The sequence below is a fragment of the Paraburkholderia phenoliruptrix genome (genome assembly GCF_047325075.1).
In the GTDB taxonomy this organism is placed as follows: domain Bacteria; phylum Pseudomonadota; class Gammaproteobacteria; order Burkholderiales; family Burkholderiaceae; genus Paraburkholderia; species Paraburkholderia phenoliruptrix.
Genome location: NZ_CP168530.1, coordinates 323,163 through 343,514 on the forward strand (window position 1 = coordinate 323,163; position 20,352 = coordinate 343,514).

A 20,352-nucleotide genomic window follows, 5' to 3' on the forward strand; every position below is an offset into this window, starting at 1 on the left:
CATATAAGTCGTGGTTGTCGCGCGCCTCATCGACTGGGTGACGTACGCGTCTTGTGATTGCCCCTGGCTTCGCTCGCGACGGCATCCAATTGTCGCCAGTATTCGGGGTAACGGCCGCGCAGCCAATTCGCGATTGTCCCGTTGCTTAGCAGCCTGCTGATGTATGCCACTGAGACGGCCAATTCGAGATGTTCAACGCTGTATGTCTCCTCTGCGGCAGAATGCGTCGCCTGAAGCAAGGCTATCTCGCGCTCGAGCCTCGCGATTTGTAAAGAGGTCTCGCTGGGTTCTTTTCTCTTCCTGGGCTCTCTGGTTACCAGTTGCTCCACTGACGTCGTGGACCGGATGGCTTTCGCGAAGGCAGAAGTGAAGTTGCCTTGACTGCACATTAGCTCCGCTGCCTCAATTTGCCGGAGCGGCTTGAGCCACCGCAGCGCTGAATAGACCGACGCAGGGCAGAATTTGTCTGCAAGTAGTGCCGCGGCCTCCTCGCAAATGCCGTCAAGAAGGGCGGCTTTTTGCTTCACCGTTCTCTGCATGACTCCCAAGACACTTGCAATGCGCTCCGGTGCGACGCCCTTGCGCATCGCTTCCGCAATCATTCGCGCGTCCTGCGCAGGTGTCAGGCGATTCACGTGCCGATTGTAGGTGTATGTTTCGTCGTCAGTTGATATCAGGCAGAGAGCGTCGGGCTTTCCGAGCCGTTTCAATGCTTCAAGGCGGAGCCTGCCATCGAGAACGACGTAGCACCCGGACCTTGTCGCGTCGGCGACAACAACGAGAGGTTCCACGAGCCCAACTGACACTATGGACGCGAGAACCTGAAGATACTTCTTGCCCGATACGGCCGACACGGGCAACGGACGATGCGGTCGGAGCAAATCTAGTGCGAGCGTGACCAGCTCCGGCATGAATGCAGGCTGCAAGGCTGTGCCTGCGTCGACGGAAAGAGTCTTTGTGCTCACGGTTGCACCTGAATCCGTTGCTCAAGGACCTTAGGAATTGTCCCGACTGATTCACGGCGAAGCAGCGCAACAAATTCGCCATCTTGCAGCAGCCGCTGCAGCGCTGTCTGGATAATGACCATACGCGTGTGGACCAGCTCCGCCTTCTTGCAAAGCAATTGGTGAGCTTCACTATCCTTGACGTACATCTTACGGAGTTGTTCCGGTGATAGCGGGGTTTCTGACCTGCCGCGGTTACCGGGCTTCTGCAGCGAACGGTGTTTTTGCCGCTGAGCTAACAGGCGTCGAACCATCGTTAGTTGTCGCCCCTTCAACGCACCTTCTGCATATGCGTCGGCGAGCGCAGATTGAACTTCCGCCTCATCGCAGCGGGCGATGCTGACAGCAAGTCGAATCGGTACGGTTCCGCATTCAACCGCATGCAGAAGCCGCTCTTCGCCGTGCTCAAGCAGGATGAGCAGGCTGTTCAGATACGATTGCGTCAGTCCGACCTTTTCCGCAACGACCTCAACGGAATTGCCTGCGTCAATGAGGGCTTTCACGTCACGCAGTAGCTCGGTTGGATTATGGTTTCTCCGTGCGACATTCTCCACGAGGCTCATTTCCAGACAGCAGAATTCGTCGCGCTCGACAACACGCGCAGGAATCGTGCGGTGCCCCAGCAGGCGAACGGCCTCAATGCGTCCCTGACCACAAACCAGGTCAAAATGAGGACTGACATCGACTCCACGCCTGCGGCTAACGGTTATCGGCCGCTTAAGACCAACCGCGGCGATGTTCGCCACGATTGCCTGATGTTGTGCACGTCCGCGCGCTCGTGGATTGAGCACGCGGATGTCGTCAAGCTCAATTTCCACAATGCGGTCACCAGCCAGTCCCTGAGCGCTATTCATCGCTTTGCTCCAGCGCGCGTCGACGCGTCAAATCGTAAAGAACATCGAGGTTCGAAAAGTAGAAGCTGTCGAGGGCGGGGATGTTCATAGGGCATACGGTGGTCACCTTGCCCGGTGGGACGATTCCCCGTGGGAACACATAAAAGCCGTCGATGCGCACCGGCATTCGATTGAATAGCACGACGGCCATGACATCGACCGGGTAGGTGGCGGGCCATCTCAGTGTCCAGGTGCGCTCCCTGGAGCCCACAGCCACGCTCAGGCGTGCGCTGAACTTGATTTCCAACTCGTCATTCACGTTAAGCAACGTACCGCTTCGGCCCAGCGACAATCGGTGGCCGGCTTGCTGCAGCCTCGCGCGCGTTTCGTCGATAAGGGCGCGATACATGGCGCGAGCCCGTCGACGCACGTCGACATAGTCGTATCGGCACGTAGGCGTGAAGCCAATGCTGCGGTATGCGTTTGCCAGACATCCGAAGCGTCTGGCTAGTCCACTCTTACCATGTACGCTCAGACTATCCGCCATCGTCCGGACTGTCAGGTAGCCGGTGCGCGTCCAGAGCCGCTTCAGCTCTGCGTCTACTTCCGACTCGTCGACACCGCGTGAGTACCTTGTCAGGCGATGCTGCGCAGCCTCGAACACCGAAGGTTCGACGATGGCTCTGAAAGCACCGACGGCCCGAATCCACTTCGAGGGTGGATTGGGAACACGTGCCGTATGCAGTCGCATCGAACCCCTGTTGTAGATATTGTTTCCGACATACTTTTCGCCCATCAGAATCCGGCGGATGGTGGGTCTGCTCCATGGCCTGTTGTATGCGTTGTACAGCCCGGTGTCATTGAGGCGGCACGCGATGCGCAGAGTGCTTATCTTTTCATTCACATACCAGTCAAATATGCGGCGGACCAGGGCGACTTCGTTTGCTGGACCAGGCACGAGGACGACACGGTCCGTGTGAATGCTCTTGTGCTCAAACGCTGCGAGCGGGCCTTTCACGTTGCCATGGGCGTCAACAAGCATCCGGCGCAATCCATACCCCGGAGTTGAGCCCTGCCAGAAGCCGAGGCGCACGAGCCTACACTGACCGTTGAACACTTTTCCCGAGAGCTCCCGGCTATATTCGCCCGCCATCGCTCGCTTGATGGACTTATAGACGCTCGCAAACGGTGTTCCGTCGTTCTCAAAGGGCTCGGAGCAGTAGATGACACGAACGCCTGCGCGTCGGCACTCGTGTTCGTAGTAGGCTGCCTCGTCGGCGTCCTGAAATCGCCCCCACCTCGACACGTCGAAGACGAGCACTGTGTCGAAGTCTCGGTCCTGACTCTGGACATCGGACAACAGACGCTGAAGCCCAGGGCGTTCGCGCAATGTGAGACCACTCAACCCAAAGTCCTGATACGTGCGGACCACCACAATGCCATGAGCCGCCGCGTAGTCAGCAATGGCCTGCTCCTGTGCGACCGTTGAATACTGTTGCTGGTCCGTTGACATTCGCACGTACTGCGCTGCCGCCAACCGCCGCACCGGTGGCGGCGATAATGAGGGCTCGGTCTCGTCGGCTGGCATCTTGCGAAGTCCATACGAGCAAATCTCAGTGATAGGCGCCAGCCTCTTAAAGTCAAGATGCTATGGAGACATCTGGGAATGCACCGGAGACTGTGTCGGCTCCGCGTGCTTGCGCACCGGCGAACTAGCGGTTCAATTGAACCGGGGAGTTTTTCCTTGTTCGCCGTTCATTAGTCTGTGACCTACGAACACAGCGCTTCGCACGACATCCGACAGACGTTAAGCGCCTGGGTCTACAATGCGGTTCAAGATATCCGGATGTCCAGGGCGATGAGCAACCCTTTGAACATGGACCTGCGCGCTCGGGCGGAGCTGCTCTCCTATCTTGTTGCGTCACACCTTCTTGCGCGGCACATGACGGGCAATTGGCTGTCTGTCGAGCATGTCGTTGAATCAACGGCCCTTTGGCTAAAGACGAACGGTGCTGGAGCTGATGTGATGGAACGAGTGATGCTGTCGACCCGCGCACATGATATGGCTCAGAGGCTCGAAAACACGCTCGGGTCGGCGGTGACGTCCAAATCCGTAACCGCGCTCTTCTGTGAAAACCTGCGCCTTGATTTCCGGTCTCCAGTTGCGCGGCAAATCTACCAGCACTGCCTCACGCATCTGTTCAACTCGGGATGCTGGTGAAAGCGGGCTTCACGCCTTCTTGATGCGGTGCTTCCTGCGCTTTTTACCTATGGAAGCTACGGCAATGCCCGCAGCAACTTCGTAGGCAAGCTTCATGTGGCGCCCCGGCGCCAACGCCGCGTCCGCTTGGCTGACCGTGCGCTTGAGCACCACGGCATATTCGGGATGGCGGGATGTAAGCCAGTCAGCGATGACTTCGTCGTGAATCCAGGTCCGTGTCCAACCTGCGGCCAGTGTCAGAAAAAACAGGTTTTCGTGATGGTAAGCCCGAAGCGCTTCTGCGTCTCTTTGCGCCGCGGTCAGCTTTTGGACGGTTCGGCGAAGCTGACGTGCTGAATCGGAGTTCAGCTGAGCGCTATGCCCGTGGTCGATACGCTTCCTTGCGGGCGTCGCCGCCAGCAGGGCTCGGGCAAAATCACCGCTCAGGTTTTCCTGGCGAACCATGAGGGAGAGAGTTTCTCGCTGTTGCGAGGGAGACATTCGCTGCAGCGCCTGGACTGTTCGTACGGGTAGCGTCTGGCCAGCAACAATCGCCGCGGCTTCGTCACTGAGGCAGGGTGGTGCGACACTGCGCCCTGGCGCGCTGGTGCGGCAGACGAATCGCGGGCTCGGCGCTGCCCTCATCGCGGTCTCCTCGTGAGGCGCTCTTGCAGGAGCCGAGGCATAGTGGTGAAACCACGAGTCGTCATGAGCGCGACGAAGGCGGGGTCTCCCAGGAGTTCACGCAGAATCGCAACGAGCTCGGCAGCCTCGCTGTCGGTAGTGCGCATGCTGTCGACTGCGTGCCGTTGCCTCGACAGTTCCAGACTGAGAACGGCCTGCGCCTTAACCCGCGGCGTTCTACGCGCGCCGGCGCTGGATGGGTGAGGCGCCGCATTGTCGCGTGGACGACTGCGTTCCGCGATGCATGCCTCGTCGTTTCCTCCGTCGCGTATCGTTCTCATTGTCGTTCGCTCGCCAGACTGTGACCCATCAGCGCTTCGAGTGGCACAGTCTGAGGAATAGCCAGTAATGACTTCAGGTCCGGCCGCTGATACGCAGGAAAGTGTGTCTGCCCGTGACGGTAGACAACGGTATATGCCCCAGCGACAAGGCTTCCGCGTGGGAAGAGATGAAAGTCGAGCAATTCAGCCGCAGACCGTTCGATGCGTCCGTAGACGAGGAAGTCGACAGGAAAGCCGTCAGGCCAGCGGGCCACCCAGTAAGGCACGTGCCCCGCGATGAGCCACGGACTGCGGACGGCAAGCTTGATTCTGAGCCACTTGTCGACGCACAGCGTATCGGTGTGCTTTTCATACCTCGCTTCATGACCGCGAGAGCGCAACGCTTCGAGAGTGACGTCCGCTACCAGCATTTCGATGCGTCGCTCGACGTACCGATTGGCTGAGCGCTCTGCTGCCAGCTTGGGGATATAGCCCACCTCCTTATACGCCTCGTACAGACTTCCGAATTCATGCATGACCTGCTCGACGGATGGTGCGCTCCGGTAACGCCTTAGCGTTGCCTGGTCCAGCTTGCCGGCCTTGACAACCACCTTCCGCAAGCCCTCCACGATTTCGTCGCGCGTTGGCTTTCTGCGCCGCGCCTCCATCTTTTTCTGCACGGTGCAGAAGATGCGCCCCTCGACGACGGGTTCAAACGCATTCTCCGCGCGTATCCACTGCTGACGAGGGACCCGTTGCCACCCTGTGTCGAGCTTGGACGAGGTCCTGCTGTAGACGTTGGTGCCGATGTAGGCTTCACTGCTGAGAATGCGAAGAATGTTCTGGGCCTGCCATGGCCGCCCAAAGCGGTTGCGGAGGCCAAAGTCATTGAGCCGTCTGGCGATGGTCTCGCCAGTGACCAATGGCGTTGCATACCATTCGTACATCTTCCTGACGAGCGATGTCTCCACTGCGGAAGCCGGAGCGATGACGACGCGGTCATTCTGGACGCTTTTGTATTCGTAGAGACCAAGCGGCCGCCGCGTCCCACTTTTTGAGTCAACGAGGATACGCTGAAGACCGTATGCTGGTGGTCCGCCGGCGTGAAAGCCGCGCTGGGCATTGAGACATTGCCCAAGGAAAACCTTGCGGGACATCTCCCGGCTGAATTCGGCCGCCATCGCCCGTTTGAGCGCCTTCATGACAGAGGTCGCGGGACTTGCATCATTCGAGAACGACTCGGCAACATAGATGACGTTCACACCTGCGCGCCTGCACGCATATTCGTAGAAGGCGGCTTCGTCTACATCCTGAAAGCGCCCCCAACGGCTCACGTCGAACACGAGAACGGTGTTGAATCTCCGGCGCGGGTTCTGAACGTCCAGCAGCAACTGTACCAGTGCCGGACGTTGCCTGAATGTGAGGCCGCTCAACCCAGCGTCTTCGAAATCAGCGACGACGCGGAAGTTGTGAGCACGCGCATATTCCGCGATAGCCTGTCGCTGGAATAGAGGTGAATATTCCTGATGGTCCGTCGACATGCGGATGTACTGCGCCGCCCGCTGAAGCGCATGGGGGGTGGTTCCGCTCGTCTTCGCAGAAGCCATGGCGTACGTCCGACGGCAACATACGTCTGTGGTAGCGGCTTGGTGCAGGAAGTCAAGCCGAATTCACTTCCTCCTTGGTGACGAGCCTAGCGCACGGTCGCCAACCCGTTGCCCCAATTGGCACTATCCCGTCGCACAGTCATTCATGCGATTGTCGCCGCCGGCACAGGTCTTCGCAGGGTTACGAATATCAGCTGTTCCGTTGTTGAGGCGAACAGCATCTCGTCTATCGACAGCCGCCGCGGGTTTTAAAACGGCGCTTCGCGAGGGTGCGGAGGTCATCAACGTCGGTAATCGTTGGAAAGCGTACAGGCATAAGCCGTTTTCCAAATCCACCGCAATGACGTTACTCGACCTTTGCTGACACGAGTCTCAAGCGGACCTGCACCTCTGCGATGGGTGATGCTGAGACCATGGCGCTCACACACAGTCCGCTGTGTTGGCCAGTTTTTGACAACAGATACGACAGATAGCGATAGGAACCACCCTGTCCCTCAACGTCCCTGTCCTCGAGAACCTTCAGCGAAAGCCCGCTCCTTTGTGCCAGGGACAATTTGCTTGAACTGCGCGGTTGATGTGGCCGCATCGGCTCTCCGTGCCCACACGGAGCATAAATTGTCTGGCTGCGAAATCACTGCAAAATCGCCAACGGAACTGGAAACGGACCATACCTCTTCGGGCTTCCCGCGAAGTACCTTCTGGGAAAAAGACCCGTCGGCATACCGTAGGTGGCGGTGGCCGGCCAACTCACGAAGCGTTTCGGCGTCTCCGGTGGATGCGATGCATAGCTCCATGAACATCCGGGTGGCGGCGTTCGATTGCGCAATGGCATGTGGGGGCGGCTCCTGAGCGTGCGCGCCAACCCAAATCATCAAAGACGCTGCCAGCAATTTTTTGTTCATGTCGCTCCTTGCTCTAGCCGTTGCTGAACACGTCCACTTCAGCTTATCTCAGGCAATGCTCGCCCAAGCCATGATGTAAGCCCGCAAACGGGCTAAGGAGCACCATCCACCATTTGGGCAAATCCGATTCGATGTCTCTCTCAGAGGTCAAATCGTTGCAGACTCGACGTTGCCGAGTTCGCATTCCCGCTGAATACTTCAGGCCAAGCGGGCTGCCGGCTTGTAAGTTGCCCGATGTAGTGGAGTACGCCGGTGAGCGCGGCGAATGGAATGAGAACCAACCCGAGCACTGCGACAGGGTTGCCACTTCTCATGACCCTCCGTTCCGTACGCAACCAAATTTTCATAGAGTTGCGCAACGAAACCTGAGTAGGCACAAGTTCCGGCTCTGGCAACATCGACGCTCCCTCTTCCATATATCGCCTGATATATTCGAATTCGTTCGCGAGCGTGCTGACTGTTTGCGCACCTTGCTGACCCAATTCATCGCGGAGAGATGCAACGCTTTTCCCCACCGAAAACGACTGAACCACGTATTGCCTCTCATCGAGAACGTGACAGCGGATGTTGTACGTGTTGGTGCGCGAGATGAAACCCTGTCCACGAGACTCAATGAAGAAAAACGCCTTATCCCACGCCACGGAGATGATACCGTTCCCTCCTGCCCCTCGATATGCATGCACCATCCGCGTTCGCCTATTGAATCGAATCGGCAGTCGCGTCCACGTAAATAGTTCTGTATGCAGCCCCCAAAGAACCGCCATCAGCAAAGCGAGTACGCAGAGCTCCAGCCCTCCGAAGCCAATGAGACCAGCAACCAGATTTCCGCTTTTCCGGACGGCATCTGGGACGTTCAACATCATGTCGAGAATCCCAAATGCAGCATAAGCTAGGAGGGGTACAGCAAATAAACCACCATAGGTAAGCATGCCTCGCTCGTGGAATTGAGCGTTTGCGGTCTCCAGGAATGTTTCGTTCTTCTCGAACACCGAAAAATTGTCATTGGGATGTTCACTTGCAGCGACACTGACCTTTAGCTGACTCGCTACCTCTTCCTCCATCAACGGACGGTTGAGCTTGACGCGAATGATTCCGTCCCATGCCATATCTCTAAGCTCCTAACCGGCTATATGCATTCTGCTCTTCGTCGAAGGACTGAAAGCGGTCCCAGCTCTTGTCCATGCCGAAATCGCTGTGCCCAAGGAATTCTTTGAGTTCACGCTCGTTGAGAATCATGATGAGTACACCCCCGACAATCAGAAGAAGAGTCAGCGGAAGAATAATAGGACTGTCGCCTGCTGACGGCGCAACGATACACAAAAGAACTCCACCAAAAGTTCACGATAGCGTATAGAAGGGCCAACCCAACCTGACCGGGTTCCTATGAGGCGTGGGCGTTCTGTTAGACCTCGATAGGCTGCCGCCAATCAGACTGTAAGTGAGCCCATGGTCTGCGACGCCACGAGCTTCGGAAGGGGCTCGCATTCGCACTGACATAAATCGTTCTCGAGTGCGACCTGCTTGCCCATGACACTCATCGTGTGAGGCGAACCATCGCTGACGATGATGCCCTCGGTATTGCACGTGTGGCACAACACAGACCCTCCAAGATAAGCCAACGGCCGGCCGTCGAACGACGAACCGACGATGCCGTCGAGCACCACACCATTGTGGGTAGTCGTGTCGTCTTTCAGTATGAATCTGCGGCTCATGGTAAGACATCCTCGTTTCGCTCGATGCTTCCGACGAATGACGTAGCGCGTTTCTGGGCCGGGAGCGGTATAGATGTTTGTTTATCCTGGTTCCGTTGCTCTGGTCCCTGCAAGCGACATCGGACTGGCATCAACGTCCACGGGCCAGACCGGCTCGCGGCTCGTTCGCATGCCGATGTAGTGCAACACCACAGTAAGAGCGATAAACGGCTTGAGCAGCCAGACAAGCAGCGTGGCAACAGCATTGCCTTCTGCAAGCAGTTTCCTGTCGGTGCGGAAGTATAGGTCGCCGCTATTCCGGAGGGAGATTGCAGTCGGAACCAACTCGGGGGCGGGCACGGCAGAGGGCCCCCCCTCCATATAGCGGCGAATGAACTCGAACTGGTCATTTAGCCCGTGAACAATGGTGCGCCCATTTTCTGTTGTCTCGTCGTCAATGGTGTACACGCGCCGGCCAACTGAGAACGACTGCACCACGCAACCTTCATCGTCGAGCACATGGCAGCGTAGACCGTATGGGGTTCCACGCGAAATGGGGTCCTTCTGACGCCGCTCGATGAAGAAGAAGGCTTTGTCCCAGGGAACTGAGATAACGCCTTTCGAGCCAGCGCCACGAAAGGCATGCACCATGCGCGTCTTACGGTTGAAGCGCACCGGGATTCTCGTCCAGGTGAAATTCTCCTGGTGAAACCCCCAAAGCGACACGAATATGATGCCCAATCCGAATAACATGAAACACACAACGAAGGCCATAGCAAGTACGAGCTCCGGACCGCTTATGTTGGGCGGCGGATTCAGCATGGCCCATATCATCCCGCTGACGAACAACACCCCAATTGCAAAGATAAAAATACAGCCGTAAGTCAGCGCCCCGCGCTGTGCGTAGGCAGCGTTGGTGGTCTCGAGATATACGTCGTTCATCTCAAACACCGAAAAATCGTCCTGTGCCTTTGTACTGGCCGCAGCACCAACTCTGAGTTGTCGCGCCTTTTCTTCATCGTTGAGCTGCCGACGCAGCTTCACCCATACAATGCCATCCCATGCCATGTCGACATTCCTGCAGCAGGGTTACATAGGGGTCAAGTTTTCGCGGGCCCGGCGCGGCCAAGTTCGCATTCCCTTTGAATTTCTTCGGGCCAAACAGGCTGCTGACTGGTGACTTGCCCGATGTAGTGCAACAGGCCAGTAAAAGCGGCAAATGGGCTGAGGAGTAGCCCGAGCATGGCAATCGGATTGCGGCTTGCCAGAAATTTCTTGTCTGACCGCAGCCAGATTTTCAGAGAATTGGAGAGGGAGACGGTTGTGGGCACAACTTCAGGGCTGGGAACCGCGGATGGTCCATCCTCCATGTATCGCCGGATAAACTCAAATTGGTCGGCGAGCTCGCCAACAATTTGAGCCCCGGCCTCCGTCGATTCGGCAGAGAGCGACGTCACAGAGCTACCTACGGAGAACGACTGCTGGACATTTCCGGCGTTGTCCAGCACGTGGCAGCGGATGTTGAAACTGTTTGTCCTTGAGAGCGGGTCTTTCTTGCGCGGCTCAACAAAGAAAAAGGCCTTTTCCCAAGGAACCGAAATCACGCCTTTCGCGCCGGCGCCGCGATATGCATGCACCATTCGCGTTCGGCGATTGAAACGCACGGGGAACCGTGTCCACGAAAAGTTCTCCTGGAGCATCGCCCAGACGACGAAACCCATTCCGCCCAGAACCACAGCCTCGAGAGCGCAGAGACATGCTATCACGACCGCAAGCGAGGCATCGCGCGGCATGCTTGGCGGGATGTGAGTCACCATGCGAATCATGATGTAGGTGAGAAACAACCCGAGAGGAAGAATAAAAATTCCCCCGTAGGTCAACATGCCTCGGCGACGAAACTGGGCATTAGTGCTCTCAAGGAACACATCATTCATCGCGAAGACGGAAAAGTCGTCTTGAGGATTGTTGCTTGCTGCAACGTCTATTCTCAACCGACGTGACTTTTCCTCTTCAGTAAGAGGGCGATTGAGCTTTATCCAAGCAATTCCATCCCAAGCCATATTTTATGCCCCCAATCCATTGTAGGCTTTCTGTTCCTCTTGAAACGTTCGAAAGCGCTCGTCCTTCTTGTTGGTTCCGAAGTAGGTCCGACCAAGGAATTCCTTCAGCTCACGCTCTTTGAGGAATGTGATGATAATACCTACCGCTATGAGGAACAGTGTTAGGGGCAGTATCCAGGACGTTGCAACAAGAAAGGTAGCGCATATGGCCAAGGTAAAGCCCGCAACTGAAGAGGCGAAATAGGCGAGCGCAAGTACCGCGTGTCCATCCTGCCACGCACTCCACGCATTCAATGCGTCGTACCCTGCGCCGATGAAAGCCGCCGGCGCGGCAAACCACCGGCCCGCGAACTGCAGGCGTTCTACCATTTCTTTGGGAAGAAATGAAGGCAATGTAAGCTGTATCTTGTGTGCTGCTTCCAGGGCATTGCCCGATATCGATGCGACTCCTCCCAAGCAGGCTCCGATTGCTGCGTAAAACTTGCGAGACGTCTCAGTGCTATTGAAGTGCGTAGACTTCTCCATCTCCTTCGTCGCAAAGTACAAATTCGCGAACGCAAACACTGTGCCGATACCTGCGGAGGCGGTTTCGCCCCCTATCACTTTGCGGAATGAAGGAACAAAGGTCTTTTCAATCTCTTCCTCGGTCAGCATCAGCTTGTTGGCAGAGGAAGTAATGTACCTTGCCTTCTCCGCGTTTGACGCGTCCGACTTGGTAAGCGAGCCAAGCTTGTCCTCATCCACGATGATGAACTGGGGCACCGTGGTAACTCGCCCATCTGCAGTCTTAGTCGTAAATTGCTGCCGAATGGACGACTTCAGTGACTTGAGCGAAGGCCGATTGGCTGCAGGCATCATCTCCCACATCTGCCGCGCGAAATAGCTAATCCACTGTGATTGCGAGCCTTGAACGGGTCGCATGATGACCTGCTTGCCGCTTCTCGCAGACATGAGAAGAACTGCCGACTTTGCTGCAGCAGCGTCAATGCCGGCCGCCAACAGCTTGGCAATGGGCGCTCCTGCTTCATAGATGAGTTTTGCCCCCTGCTTGTAGAACTCAGGCAGCGTGGCCGCGTGCTTACCCTCTAGCGCTTCGCCAGACTTGAAAAACGATTCGATGACCTTTGCAGCAGTTTCTCGAAGCTCCGGATACGGGTAGCCGGCCGCGTCTTTCATTCGCTCCTCGTTCACCTTCTGATTCAGTACCAGCCCTCGCAGCAGTAGGTTCGTTGGGTCGGAAATTTGACCTTGTGTCCACTTATACAATTGGTCGAACGCTTCGCGCCGTGCCGACGCACCTTCGACGCAGCCAAGAAAAGCCCTCTCATAGGCGTACCCACTCACTGGGTCGTGAACATCATAGTCGTACTGGAATACGTGGCTCAGTTTTTCTGACTTTAGCCAGGCCACGTGGTCAAGCGAAAGTGGTGTCCAAGTGTTTTTCTGTTCCTGCTGGAAGTCTTGCTTCGCCTTATTTTGGTACTCTTCCGCTGCGGTGATGCTGACGGCCGTACCGTACTCCTCCCAGGCTTTCTTTCTCACCTCTGGTGCTTCAGAAGCAGTCTGTTTTCTTAGGTCGGAGATATTCTCTTCCAGTTGCTTGCCGCCATCGAAGAGCGCGCCCAAGGCGCCAGCCTCCATCATCTGGCCTTCGAGCATGTTTTCAGCTACTTGGTCGCTCTTAATCGCCCCTTCTTCGACGGCTTCCTTGACACCCTTCACCATGTCGGCCGACCAGCTTCCCCACTGATGCTGCGCGAGAACGACACCAAAGGCGTACTTGTTCTCCTGATTGAGTTCCTGGGTGATACCAATCGGGTCCCACAATGCAAACACTGCACCTTTGTGTGGGGCGAGATGGTCCATCGCCGTGTTGAGCGCCGCACCTTCGGTGCTGCGGTCTTTATATGGAAATGGCGAGGTGTAGAACACCTTATCGCCACCGCCTTTGTACTCGGACACCAGTTGCTGAACCTGGGTCGCGGATGCTGCGTGCGGGGCCTTGCCCGGGCTGGCAAACCATCCGGAAGAATTGAACGCCTGCATACGCTTCGTGCGGCAACCATCCTTATCCGCGGCGTAGGCGTCGCGAACCGCCCTGGTCCACTGAACTTCGCTGAAGGCGAGGTACACCGTCCCGGCTTTGTCGGCGTTTTCAATCGTGATGCACTGCGCGAGTTCTGGGTGTCCTGTTTGCGTGCACGAGAACGGCTTCTCGGTCGAGCGGTCCAGCGCGACATCGAGCGGATACTCGTAGCAGTTGCCCTCGTTAGTGACCGCGTAGCACTTCCACGCCGATGTATTCGGATAGTAGATGTACACGAACCCGTATCGCAGGGAACGTAGCGTGTACTTTGCCTTGCCTGAGGCGACATCCTGTACGTGAGCACCAAAGCTCCCGCTCACCAGTGGCACCCCGTCGATGCCATGTGCGCGCGTAGCCGCCAGCGCCGAGTAGCGCACCGGTAATATCGGCAGCCCCTTCTTCTGACACATCTTGCACTGAGTCGAAGGTGCGCCAGCTGCCGCGGCAGACCTGGTGATTGCAGTAACGCTTGGAGCGCCCGATTCGGCCATGGAACCCCCTTCTATGGAAATCCGATTGTTTTTGATTACTGGAACTGGTGTTGAGCGGTTTCCATGCCGATGCGCTGCCAGTCGTTGTCGCTCCACCGTCCAACTGCCTCGGCATACGGCGTCTCACGGACCTGAGACAGCACGCTTTGCACGTGCGGATGGCGGTCGAAATTAGGTCCGACCAGCACACCGTGCAGTGCAAACGGAATTCGGTCCTCCGGAGAAAGACCATAATGCTCGGCCTTGTGCAGTTGCTTATCGAGCTGGCGCGGCAGGTCTGCCGACGTAGTCACGTTGGCCTCCCGCAACAGTTCGAGCGCCCGTCGAACGAAGCTCAGGCGTGCAATCTGCTGATACTGCACGTCTGTCACCACAAGGTTCCCGCTTCCGTTTCCCTCGAAGGTTACGTCTTGCCACCCCCCAGCCACATCCAGATACGTCCAGCGGGTCACGGGGCCCATCAGGGTCAGCATCTGCTCCGGCTCAAGTATCCAACACAGATGAGCGAAGACACGCGGGTCGTAGTAGCGGAACACTGCGCTGCCCGCGAGGGGCTTGCACAGCAAGAGAGCCTGCGCCAAATGCTCTCGAATCATGTCTGTGGTGGCCTCGGTTTCGAGAATCCCGCAGACCACCGGCGGTCGCCCGTCCTGATGATGAGATTGGGCCAGTGCGCGCACGTGCGGCAACTGACGCTCGATGTGTTCAAGCCGGTACAGCACAGGCGCCACACCTTCCAGTTCTGGACGCTCTGCCGGCACCAGTTCGCCGATTTCATACGCATTGGGGCTTGGACGCATTCTCAGTTCCCCATTGCTCGGCTCGATAATCAAGTAGGTAGCGGTCATGCTTTTCTCGAGAACGTAGTACGCTTCATTCGACTAGCGCCGAGCCGCTCGATGCTGCTGAGGCGAACTGCGACGCGCACGACTTCGATGCCGGCACGCTCGCCGATGCGTTCTCTCCTTGCGGTCCCGCGAAGCTATGCGATGCCCCCTTGAAATCAAGCGCGCCAGGCGCATGCACAGAGATATTGCCGCCGGAAATTTTGATGACGGCGCCTCCGGCAGACAGCGTGATTTCTTTCTGCGCGACGACTGATACGGCGTCCGAGGTCGATATGACCTTAACCGTCTTATCCGCTGTCAGTTCGATATTGTCGGAGAGCGCCATGACCTAGACTTTCCCCTTGCCAGCGAACAGCTTCATCCCAGCCGTCTGGGCGAAGAGGCTGATTTTTTCGCCGACGCTTGCGATGAACGATTTGGTGGCGGCTACGTGTGTGCTGGCTCCGCTGACAAGATTGACGTGGTCGGTAGCCGCAGCGTGGATTGACTTCATCGAAGTAAGGCCGATGCCAACGGGGCTGCCCAACAGCATGACAGGCTCGGAGAAGCCGTTGGCTGTGCCCGTGCCGCCGCCGGCCGTATTGCCGTTGGTCGCGCTGCCCGAGATTTCCTGCTTCGTCGCATTGGTAAAGGCTTGTAGGTCGGATTGAGCGTCCGTCAAATCTTCAGCCTGAACAGCCTTGGCCGCGTCAGAGCGAATCTCGACCACGTTCGTCGATTCAGCCAGATGCTCATTTGCCTCCCTGACATCAAGCGGCTGGCTCGCAGGCCCGCCACGAGCGAAGGTCGATACGAAGATTCCCTTGCCAGCTCGCACCGCGCCATACGCGTCGGTCTTGAGGTCAAACCCGTTTCCCAGAAACGAGCCGCGCGTATTGCCCTGCTGGTCGATGAGATAACCGAGGTGCAAATAACTCTGGGCCGTGCTACTAAAAAGCTGCGTCCGGTTCTGACCCGTTGAGTCGTCCATCACGAGCTGGTTGTAGCCTGCGCCTTGGAATTCCTTCGACTTGTAACCTGAGAGCAGGCCATTGGAGTGCCATTGCGGTGTCTGCTGTCCGTTGAAGAGACTTCCGCCTACGACCGGACGGTCGCAGTCACCGTCCAGGTAGACGATTGCGACTTCATGTCCCACTCGGGGGACAAAAACGCCACCGAGGGTCCCGCCCGCATTGGGCGACATGACTCGCACCCAGCAGGACGCATTCTCGTCGCCTCCATTGAGCCTGTCCCAGTGCATTCGCACCTTTACCCGGTTGAGGCTATCCGTGAATACCTCTTCCTGCTGCGGGCCAACCACCGTCGCCGTCTGCATATGCATCAGCGGCTTACGATGTTCAAACGGACTGCGGAAAGGCACGGTGCGTCGCTGGCTCTCCAGTTCGACCAGGAAAAATCCTTCGCCGCCAAGTTCGTCTTTGACTCTGAAGACATCCGACGCACCAGCGTGAGCGGCGCGCGCCTCAGAGATGAGGGACTGAAGACTATGCCGGAAGTGTGTTCCTGTGGAAACCGGAAGATTGTTTTCGATGTACCAGGTCGCGCCCAGTACCGCAAATTGACGGCTTTCCGCACGGTCTGATGCAAGTGCGGTTGCGCCTTCTAGTTGGAACCAGCGGCCGGCGTCCAGGCGACGTACGCTGCCCACGGCAAAGAAGCGCTTGGCACGCGACTCCCACTCCTCCATGCGAATCTTCGACAGAGCATTGCCGCGGTCACTGTTGCCATAGGTATAGGCGCCCGTGTACTCATAGACTTCAGCTTGCTCTGGCAGGTCGCCCTGCGCGTCGACCGTTGGAGTGGAAATCTCCTTGTGAAAGCCCGGGTTTTTATAGTCGAAAGTGCGTGTCGTGTAGCTGACGCTCTGGAGAGTGCGAGCGCCACCCCATTGCACAATCGCGTCAGTCTCACTTCCTGCCCCGGCTCGATAAAAGGAAACTTCCTGCGGCGCCAATGCCTTTAGCGAGAAAAGGTCGTCTGTGACGACCAGCGTGTGTGCTTTGCCATCTTCTGCCTGTTCAAAATACCCGAACAGTCCTTCGGCTTCCATAATCCGGTGCACGAAGTTCCAGTCGTCCTCGTATTGAACGCAAAAAGAACGTTGCGGAAGGGCGTTTGATATTTCAAAACGATATGCGCCTCGGGATTGCGGATGTTGGTCAAACACCGCGGCGAGAATGTCCTCGGCGGTCTTATCCTGAAATATCCGCGCATCGCTTCTGAATTTGAGGAAATGCAGCCAGGACGAGAAGCTAATCTGATAGAGATGAACGCCGCCGTCCGAACCAAGCATTCGCGCGGTGTGGACATAGCCGTTGCGCGGTAAATAGGACGAGTCTGTTTGCTGGGTCCAAAGAGTGACTGGCTGTGCAATCAACGATTTCAGTTCAATGGAATCGCTGAGCGAAGCCACATCAACCGTGAAATCGTAATTGCGACCAATACGCGAGCTACCGGCAGCCCTGACCGGCACGAGCTTACTATTGCCTAGCGTTGTGTCAAGCTTTAGTAATCTGCGCGATTGGTCAATGCCAGCACCCAGCACCGTCGCCAAATCGTTTATCGTCATTACCGCTCCGCCCCGAAAATCACAGGCGGAATAATATGACGAAAAATCGGGCCGAACAATTCAGCGTAAGCGATTTCGAAGGAATTAACAATTTTCGGAAATGGTTTCCTTCGCCTGGCGGCTGGTGTAGGATTTTCCGGTTCGCGCGCCAGCCAGAATAAATTAGCCAATGCCATTTGGATAATTCATTGTGAGAAAATCAGAAATCTTCCTAATGGTGCCCCCAATGGGCTTAGGCCGGCGCTTGGCGGTCTGGTGGTCGTGTCTATGGCGACAAATGATGTTCACTCTACCGCTGTGGGGGCTGGGCGTCGGGCTTGCAGCCGCGTGGCTGCTTCATCAACGCCACGGTCGCTATCCATCGCTGGCGTCGCTCCTGATGGCAGTGATTGTCGTAGTGCCCGTCTGCTATATTGCCTGCCTGCCGCTTGTTGGCTACACCGTTCGGCGAGGATTCATTGCACAAAGGCTTACTGTGCCCGATGGCCTGTCGTTCGGCCAGGCGGCCATGGTGGGGCTGACGACGACAGGATGGACTTTCGTTACATCGCTACCAGTCAGTGTCGCAGCGTTGCCGCTACACGGGACGCGCTATGCGTTTGCGTGCAGGGTGCTGGAATTTGTTATTGACGTCGCGGCTGCGCTGTACGTGGTGCTCCCGAGGCAAGCACGGAGGCTACGATTGTTGAGTGGCAAGCCCGGCTCGCGCTAGACCGACCGTTGTGAAGTTGACGGGTGCGCCTGCCATCGTGCGAGCAGTTCGTACATTGTTCTGAACCAGTTGCCGGGCAAATTGTGTGTCCCGACATACATGGCGTGGCCGGCGTATTCACCCAATAGCCAGAGTTGGCGTATTGCTACGAAAGTGTAGATTGCATCGAGGTCGGGCTCCGCGATGTCAGCGACCGACCGATACCCAGCGAGAAAGGCGCTCCACATTGTGGCAACCTTTTCGTCCGGCTCGCTCAAATTGCCTTGCAGCAACCTGCTCCAGAGATACACGGCCAAGTCGTAAGCCAGGTAACCTGGACCGCTGTCGTCAAAGTCGAAGAACCATGCTCGACTTTGCCCTTCAGCGCTCCTACTGATGAATGTGTTACCGCCATGGCAGTCACCATGGCACACGACTTTTGTCAGCGCGACTCCTTGAATGCCCAGCGCAAGTGTCTGGGCAGCCTTTGCGAAGTCGTCTCTGAGGTTCGGGTCTAAGTGCTTCAGCGCTTGAATGCGTGCAAGCGGTTTCGAAATCAAGTGGTTGGCGTCCAAAGTATATTTGCTCGCGGGGCCGTCGTATGTCCGCGCGGCAACATGAATCCTCGCCAACTCGGCGCCGGTCAAACGTACGTTCTCGACATCTTCTCCGGGCGGCTCACCAACGAGATAGTCAAAAAGCACAAGCGGGCGGCCGCCTTCCGGCGCGGGAACCTCTGCTGCGAGCTTTCCGCTTCGTGTTCTGTGAGCGGTGGCGACGGCCGTGCCCTCGGCCCTCAGGTGCTCCAGCAGAGAAATCTCGAATTCGATATTCGCGGGTCCACGTGAACGCAATGCGCTGAGCCGAGCAATGCGACGGTCACCATTGGCGAGTCGGACCTCGTAGACGTCGTTGAAGCCGCGGCGGAGGAGAATGCAGTCTTCAATCGCACCAAGCGAGAACTCGCTGTCGAGAATTTGGCCGATGCTCCGTGCATCAACCATAGACCGAACGATATGAACATCAATGGTCCCGCTTCCGTTTGAGACGTTCATCGATAGCGTCCAATGTTGAAGCGTTTTCAGGCGATTGCCCTGACTCGGCGCGTGAGCGTTGCAGTCGGGGGCCGGCGTGTACAAGCTTGGAGTGCGCTGGACCCGGTTTATCAATCGCGAGGTGTTGTGGCGCTTGACTCACGGCTACCCAAATCGGCACCGTTGCGGCCACGCGCCGAAGAGAGGACAGAAGAGATAAAGTTCTCGAATCCAGGCTCCCAAATGGGCATGGCATTGTCCATTGCAAACATCCCGTGTCCGTCGCGGCCGAATGGTTGCTCAATGACAAGCTGCCCATTTCCACCCGCCGCCTTGAAGGCGTTGAACCACGTCCGGACAACATCGGGCGAAAAATACATGTCGTTCTGTACGTAGTGCCAGAGGACGGGGACATGCGTGGTGGCTGCAAAATGGCCAATTGCGTCGGCCATTCTTTCCGGCGCACACGGCTCTCCAGGATGCGTAGCTGGGCGGCCACCGCGCCCACCGGAGAAATTGACCACCGCGATAAGACCTTTGGGCGAGTAGCTTGCCGCGGCCAGCGAAGCGAAGCCCCCCGCGGACTGGCCAACCAGAATCACGCGCTCCGGGTCGACTTGCGGGAGTGTGTCTGCAAAGTTGACGGTGGCTAGCAGGTCCTTCGCGGCCTCGACGCCGGCCGTTTCGAAGTCGGGCGCACGGCAGGAGCCAGTGTCCTCTGCAAACGTACCGCCGGTGGCCCCATATCCACGCCGTATTGGAACAATGACCGCAAATCCCATCCGCACGAATTCGCGAATTTGTGGGAGCTTGCGATACCGGCCAATCTTTATTCTGTCATGTGCATTTGGTGGATTGCCGTGGCTGAGAACGATGAGAGGAAACGGGCCAGGCCCGTTCGGCATATAAGTCGTAGCAACGAGCTCACGCTGGCTTATGCCAAAAAAGCCTCTTTCCGTCATTGGTACGGAGACGACGGTTTCGTGTAGGTCGGTAGCAACGGGGTCCGATTCAGCGGCGCCAGCAACGGGCAAATGCGAAAGAACCATAACGCTCACAAGCTTGCACAACATCCGCAACCTGGTTTGCACAGCTCCCCCTCAGTGGTTGTTTATCACGCGTCGCCAGTGCAGCGACTGCATCGAGCGCGGAGGCCCTGAGGATACACAGGGGAAATGCGCCGAGAATCCGAACAAGACACGCTGCGGGTCGCTGCGCTGTACCGGGCACTACTCGCAGCGACCCGCGACTATCTGGTTATAAGGACGACCTGCACACCGTCGCCATTCACGGCGAAGGTCACGTATGCCGAGTCGTCCAGTGCGTATTCGTACCATCGGCTCGGCTACGGCCGTAGTCTCATCATTTTTGACATTTGCAATTTCTCCCGCC

The 20,352-nt window shown here is 57.2% G+C and carries 18 protein-coding genes and 1 pseudogene; 2 read left to right on the top strand and 17 right to left on the bottom strand.

Annotation, left to right across the window (positions count from 1 at the left end; translation table 11 throughout):
- Nucleotides 1-26: 26 nt before the first annotated feature.
- From ACEN8U_RS01450 to ACEN8U_RS01460, 3 genes are read right to left on the bottom strand one after another with little or no spacing between them, the layout of a single operon-like run.
- A complete protein-coding gene (locus tag ACEN8U_RS01450) occupies nucleotides 27-965 on the bottom strand; it encodes a plasmid partitioning protein RepB C-terminal domain-containing protein (RefSeq protein WP_310112338.1) in 939 nt (312 codons plus the stop codon).
- Nucleotides 962-1,858 carry a ParB/RepB/Spo0J family partition protein gene (locus tag ACEN8U_RS01455; protein WP_310112341.1) on the bottom strand — a complete coding sequence of 299 codons (897 nt, stop codon included), beginning with the start codon at nucleotides 1,856-1,858 and terminating at the stop codon, nucleotides 962-964. Before ACEN8U_RS01455 ends, ACEN8U_RS01450 begins: the two co-directional genes overlap by 4 nt.
- Nucleotides 1,851-3,425: a recombinase family protein gene (locus tag ACEN8U_RS01460; protein ID WP_310112344.1), complete on the bottom strand. Its 1,575-nt coding sequence runs from the start codon at nucleotides 3,423-3,425 to the stop codon at nucleotides 1,851-1,853. The genes ACEN8U_RS01455 and ACEN8U_RS01460 overlap by 8 nt, the downstream gene beginning before the upstream one ends.
- A gap of 270 nt (nucleotides 3,426-3,695) precedes the next feature.
- Here ACEN8U_RS01460 and ACEN8U_RS01465 point away from each other — a divergent pair, with 270 nt between their 5' ends.
- On the top strand, nucleotides 3,696-4,058 hold the full coding sequence (locus tag ACEN8U_RS01465; RefSeq protein ID WP_310112346.1) for a hypothetical protein: 363 nt from the start codon (nucleotides 3,696-3,698) through the stop codon (nucleotides 4,056-4,058).
- 9 nt (nucleotides 4,059-4,067) lie between these two features.
- Here the strand turns inward: ACEN8U_RS01465 and ACEN8U_RS01470 are convergent, their stop codons facing one another.
- The 12 genes and pseudogenes from ACEN8U_RS01470 to ACEN8U_RS01525 form a co-directional block, all read right to left on the bottom strand.
- Complete coding sequence (locus ACEN8U_RS01470) at nucleotides 4,068-4,538, bottom strand: hypothetical protein (RefSeq protein WP_310112349.1); 471 nt, start codon at nucleotides 4,536-4,538, stop codon at nucleotides 4,068-4,070.
- A gap of 460 nt (nucleotides 4,539-4,998) precedes the next feature.
- On the bottom strand, nucleotides 4,999-6,588 hold the full coding sequence (locus ACEN8U_RS01475) for a recombinase family protein (protein ID WP_310112351.1): 1,590 nt from the start codon (nucleotides 6,586-6,588) through the stop codon (nucleotides 4,999-5,001).
- Nucleotides 6,589-6,934: 346 nt separating this feature from the next.
- The gene (locus ACEN8U_RS01480) at nucleotides 6,935-7,174 is read right to left on the bottom strand and encodes an NMCC_0638 family (lipo)protein (RefSeq protein ID WP_413657183.1); all 240 of its coding nucleotides are present in this window, start codon (nucleotides 7,172-7,174) and stop codon (nucleotides 6,935-6,937) included.
- Complete coding sequence (locus ACEN8U_RS01485) at nucleotides 7,083-7,490, bottom strand: NMCC_0638 family (lipo)protein (RefSeq protein ID WP_310112353.1); 408 nt, start codon at nucleotides 7,488-7,490, stop codon at nucleotides 7,083-7,085. Before ACEN8U_RS01485 ends, ACEN8U_RS01480 begins: the two co-directional genes overlap by 92 nt.
- A 140-nt stretch (nucleotides 7,491-7,630) precedes the next feature.
- On the bottom strand, nucleotides 7,631-8,596 hold the full coding sequence (locus ACEN8U_RS01490; RefSeq protein ID WP_310112356.1) for a DUF6708 domain-containing protein: 966 nt from the start codon (nucleotides 8,594-8,596) through the stop codon (nucleotides 7,631-7,633).
- A gap of 321 nt (nucleotides 8,597-8,917) precedes the next feature.
- Nucleotides 8,918-9,202 carry a PAAR domain-containing protein gene (locus tag ACEN8U_RS01495; protein ID WP_310085487.1) on the bottom strand — a complete coding sequence of 95 codons (285 nt, stop codon included), beginning with the start codon at nucleotides 9,200-9,202 and terminating at the stop codon, nucleotides 8,918-8,920.
- A gap of 81 nt (nucleotides 9,203-9,283) precedes the next feature.
- Nucleotides 9,284-10,249, bottom strand: coding sequence for a DUF6708 domain-containing protein (locus ACEN8U_RS01500; RefSeq protein WP_310112359.1), 966 nt, complete (start codon nucleotides 10,247-10,249; stop codon nucleotides 9,284-9,286).
- A 32-nt stretch (nucleotides 10,250-10,281) separates the two neighbouring features.
- Nucleotides 10,282-11,241, bottom strand: coding sequence for a DUF6708 domain-containing protein (locus tag ACEN8U_RS01505; RefSeq protein WP_310112362.1), 960 nt, complete (start codon nucleotides 11,239-11,241; stop codon nucleotides 10,282-10,284).
- Between the two features lie 3 nt (nucleotides 11,242-11,244).
- Entirely contained in the window at nucleotides 11,245-13,818 is a 2,574-nt protein-coding gene (locus tag ACEN8U_RS01510; RefSeq protein WP_310112364.1) for a T6SS effector BTH_I2691 family protein, read from the bottom strand.
- 35 nt (nucleotides 13,819-13,853) lie between these two features.
- A complete protein-coding gene (locus tag ACEN8U_RS01515; protein WP_310112367.1) occupies nucleotides 13,854-14,666 on the bottom strand; it encodes a DUF4123 domain-containing protein in 813 nt (270 codons plus the stop codon).
- Between the two features lie 25 nt (nucleotides 14,667-14,691).
- Nucleotides 14,692-17,235, bottom strand: a pseudogene (locus ACEN8U_RS01520) (type VI secretion system Vgr family protein).
- Entirely contained in the window at nucleotides 17,235-17,411 is a 177-nt protein-coding gene (locus ACEN8U_RS01525; RefSeq protein ID WP_310112370.1) for a hypothetical protein, read from the bottom strand. The pseudogene ACEN8U_RS01520 and the gene ACEN8U_RS01525 overlap by 1 nt, the downstream one beginning before the upstream one ends.
- A gap of 101 nt (nucleotides 17,412-17,512) precedes the next feature.
- Here ACEN8U_RS01525 and ACEN8U_RS01530 point away from each other — a divergent pair, with 101 nt between their 5' ends.
- Nucleotides 17,513-17,947 carry a hypothetical protein gene (locus ACEN8U_RS01530; protein ID WP_310112371.1) on the top strand — a complete coding sequence of 145 codons (435 nt, stop codon included), beginning with the start codon at nucleotides 17,513-17,515 and terminating at the stop codon, nucleotides 17,945-17,947.
- Here ACEN8U_RS01530 and ACEN8U_RS01535 read toward each other — a convergent pair.
- Both ACEN8U_RS01535 and ACEN8U_RS01540 read right to left on the bottom strand, forming a co-directional pair.
- The gene (locus ACEN8U_RS01535; protein WP_310112374.1) at nucleotides 17,944-18,981 is read right to left on the bottom strand and encodes a phosphotransferase enzyme family protein; all 1,038 of its coding nucleotides are present in this window, start codon (nucleotides 18,979-18,981) and stop codon (nucleotides 17,944-17,946) included. The genes ACEN8U_RS01530 and ACEN8U_RS01535 overlap by 4 nt on opposite strands.
- A 110-nt stretch (nucleotides 18,982-19,091) precedes the next feature.
- On the bottom strand, nucleotides 19,092-20,033 hold the full coding sequence (locus tag ACEN8U_RS01540) for an alpha/beta hydrolase family protein (protein ID WP_310112376.1): 942 nt from the start codon (nucleotides 20,031-20,033) through the stop codon (nucleotides 19,092-19,094).
- Between the last annotated feature and the right edge of the window lie 319 nt (nucleotides 20,034-20,352).

Excerpts from the sequence above, each read along its gene's own strand:
- ACEN8U_RS01455 (WP_310112341.1), bottom strand. The coding sequence starts at position 1,858 with ATGAATAGCGCTCAGGGACTGGCTGGTGACCGCATTGTGGAAATTGAG.
- ACEN8U_RS01475 (WP_310112351.1), bottom strand. The coding sequence starts at position 6,588 with ATGGCTTCTGCGAAGACGAGCGGAACCACCCCCCATGCGCTTCAGCGG.
- ACEN8U_RS01535 (WP_310112374.1), bottom strand. The coding sequence starts at position 18,981 with ATGAACGTCTCAAACGGAAGCGGGACCATTGATGTTCATATCGTTCGG.
- ACEN8U_RS01485 (WP_310112353.1), bottom strand. The coding sequence starts at position 7,490 with ATGAACAAAAAATTGCTGGCAGCGTCTTTGATGATTTGGGTTGGCGCG.
- ACEN8U_RS01510 (WP_310112364.1), bottom strand. The coding sequence starts at position 13,818 with ATGGCCGAATCGGGCGCTCCAAGCGTTACTGCAATCACCAGGTCTGCC.
- ACEN8U_RS01460 (WP_310112344.1), bottom strand. The coding sequence starts at position 3,425 with ATGCCAGCCGACGAGACCGAGCCCTCATTATCGCCGCCACCGGTGCGG.
- ACEN8U_RS01480 (WP_413657183.1), bottom strand. The coding sequence starts at position 7,174 with ATGCGGCCACATCAACCGCGCAGTTCAAGCAAATTGTCCCTGGCACAA.
- ACEN8U_RS01525 (WP_310112370.1), bottom strand. The coding sequence starts at position 17,411 with ATGGCATTGGCTAATTTATTCTGGCTGGCGCGCGAACCGGAAAATCCT.
- ACEN8U_RS01530 (WP_310112371.1), top strand. The coding sequence starts at position 17,513 with ATGATGTTCACTCTACCGCTGTGGGGGCTGGGCGTCGGGCTTGCAGCC.
- ACEN8U_RS01540 (WP_310112376.1), bottom strand. The coding sequence starts at position 20,033 with ATGTTGTGCAAGCTTGTGAGCGTTATGGTTCTTTCGCATTTGCCCGTT.
- ACEN8U_RS01465 (WP_310112346.1), top strand. The coding sequence starts at position 3,696 with ATGAGCAACCCTTTGAACATGGACCTGCGCGCTCGGGCGGAGCTGCTC.
- ACEN8U_RS01490 (WP_310112356.1), bottom strand. The coding sequence starts at position 8,596 with ATGGCATGGGACGGAATCATTCGCGTCAAGCTCAACCGTCCGTTGATG.
- ACEN8U_RS01515 (WP_310112367.1), bottom strand. The coding sequence starts at position 14,666 with ATGACCGCTACCTACTTGATTATCGAGCCGAGCAATGGGGAACTGAGA.
- ACEN8U_RS01500 (WP_310112359.1), bottom strand. The coding sequence starts at position 10,249 with ATGGCATGGGATGGCATTGTATGGGTGAAGCTGCGTCGGCAGCTCAAC.
- ACEN8U_RS01505 (WP_310112362.1), bottom strand. The coding sequence starts at position 11,241 with ATGGCTTGGGATGGAATTGCTTGGATAAAGCTCAATCGCCCTCTTACT.
- ACEN8U_RS01470 (WP_310112349.1), bottom strand. The coding sequence starts at position 4,538 with ATGTCTCCCTCGCAACAGCGAGAAACTCTCTCCCTCATGGTTCGCCAG.
- ACEN8U_RS01495 (WP_310085487.1), bottom strand. The coding sequence starts at position 9,202 with ATGAGCCGCAGATTCATACTGAAAGACGACACGACTACCCACAATGGT.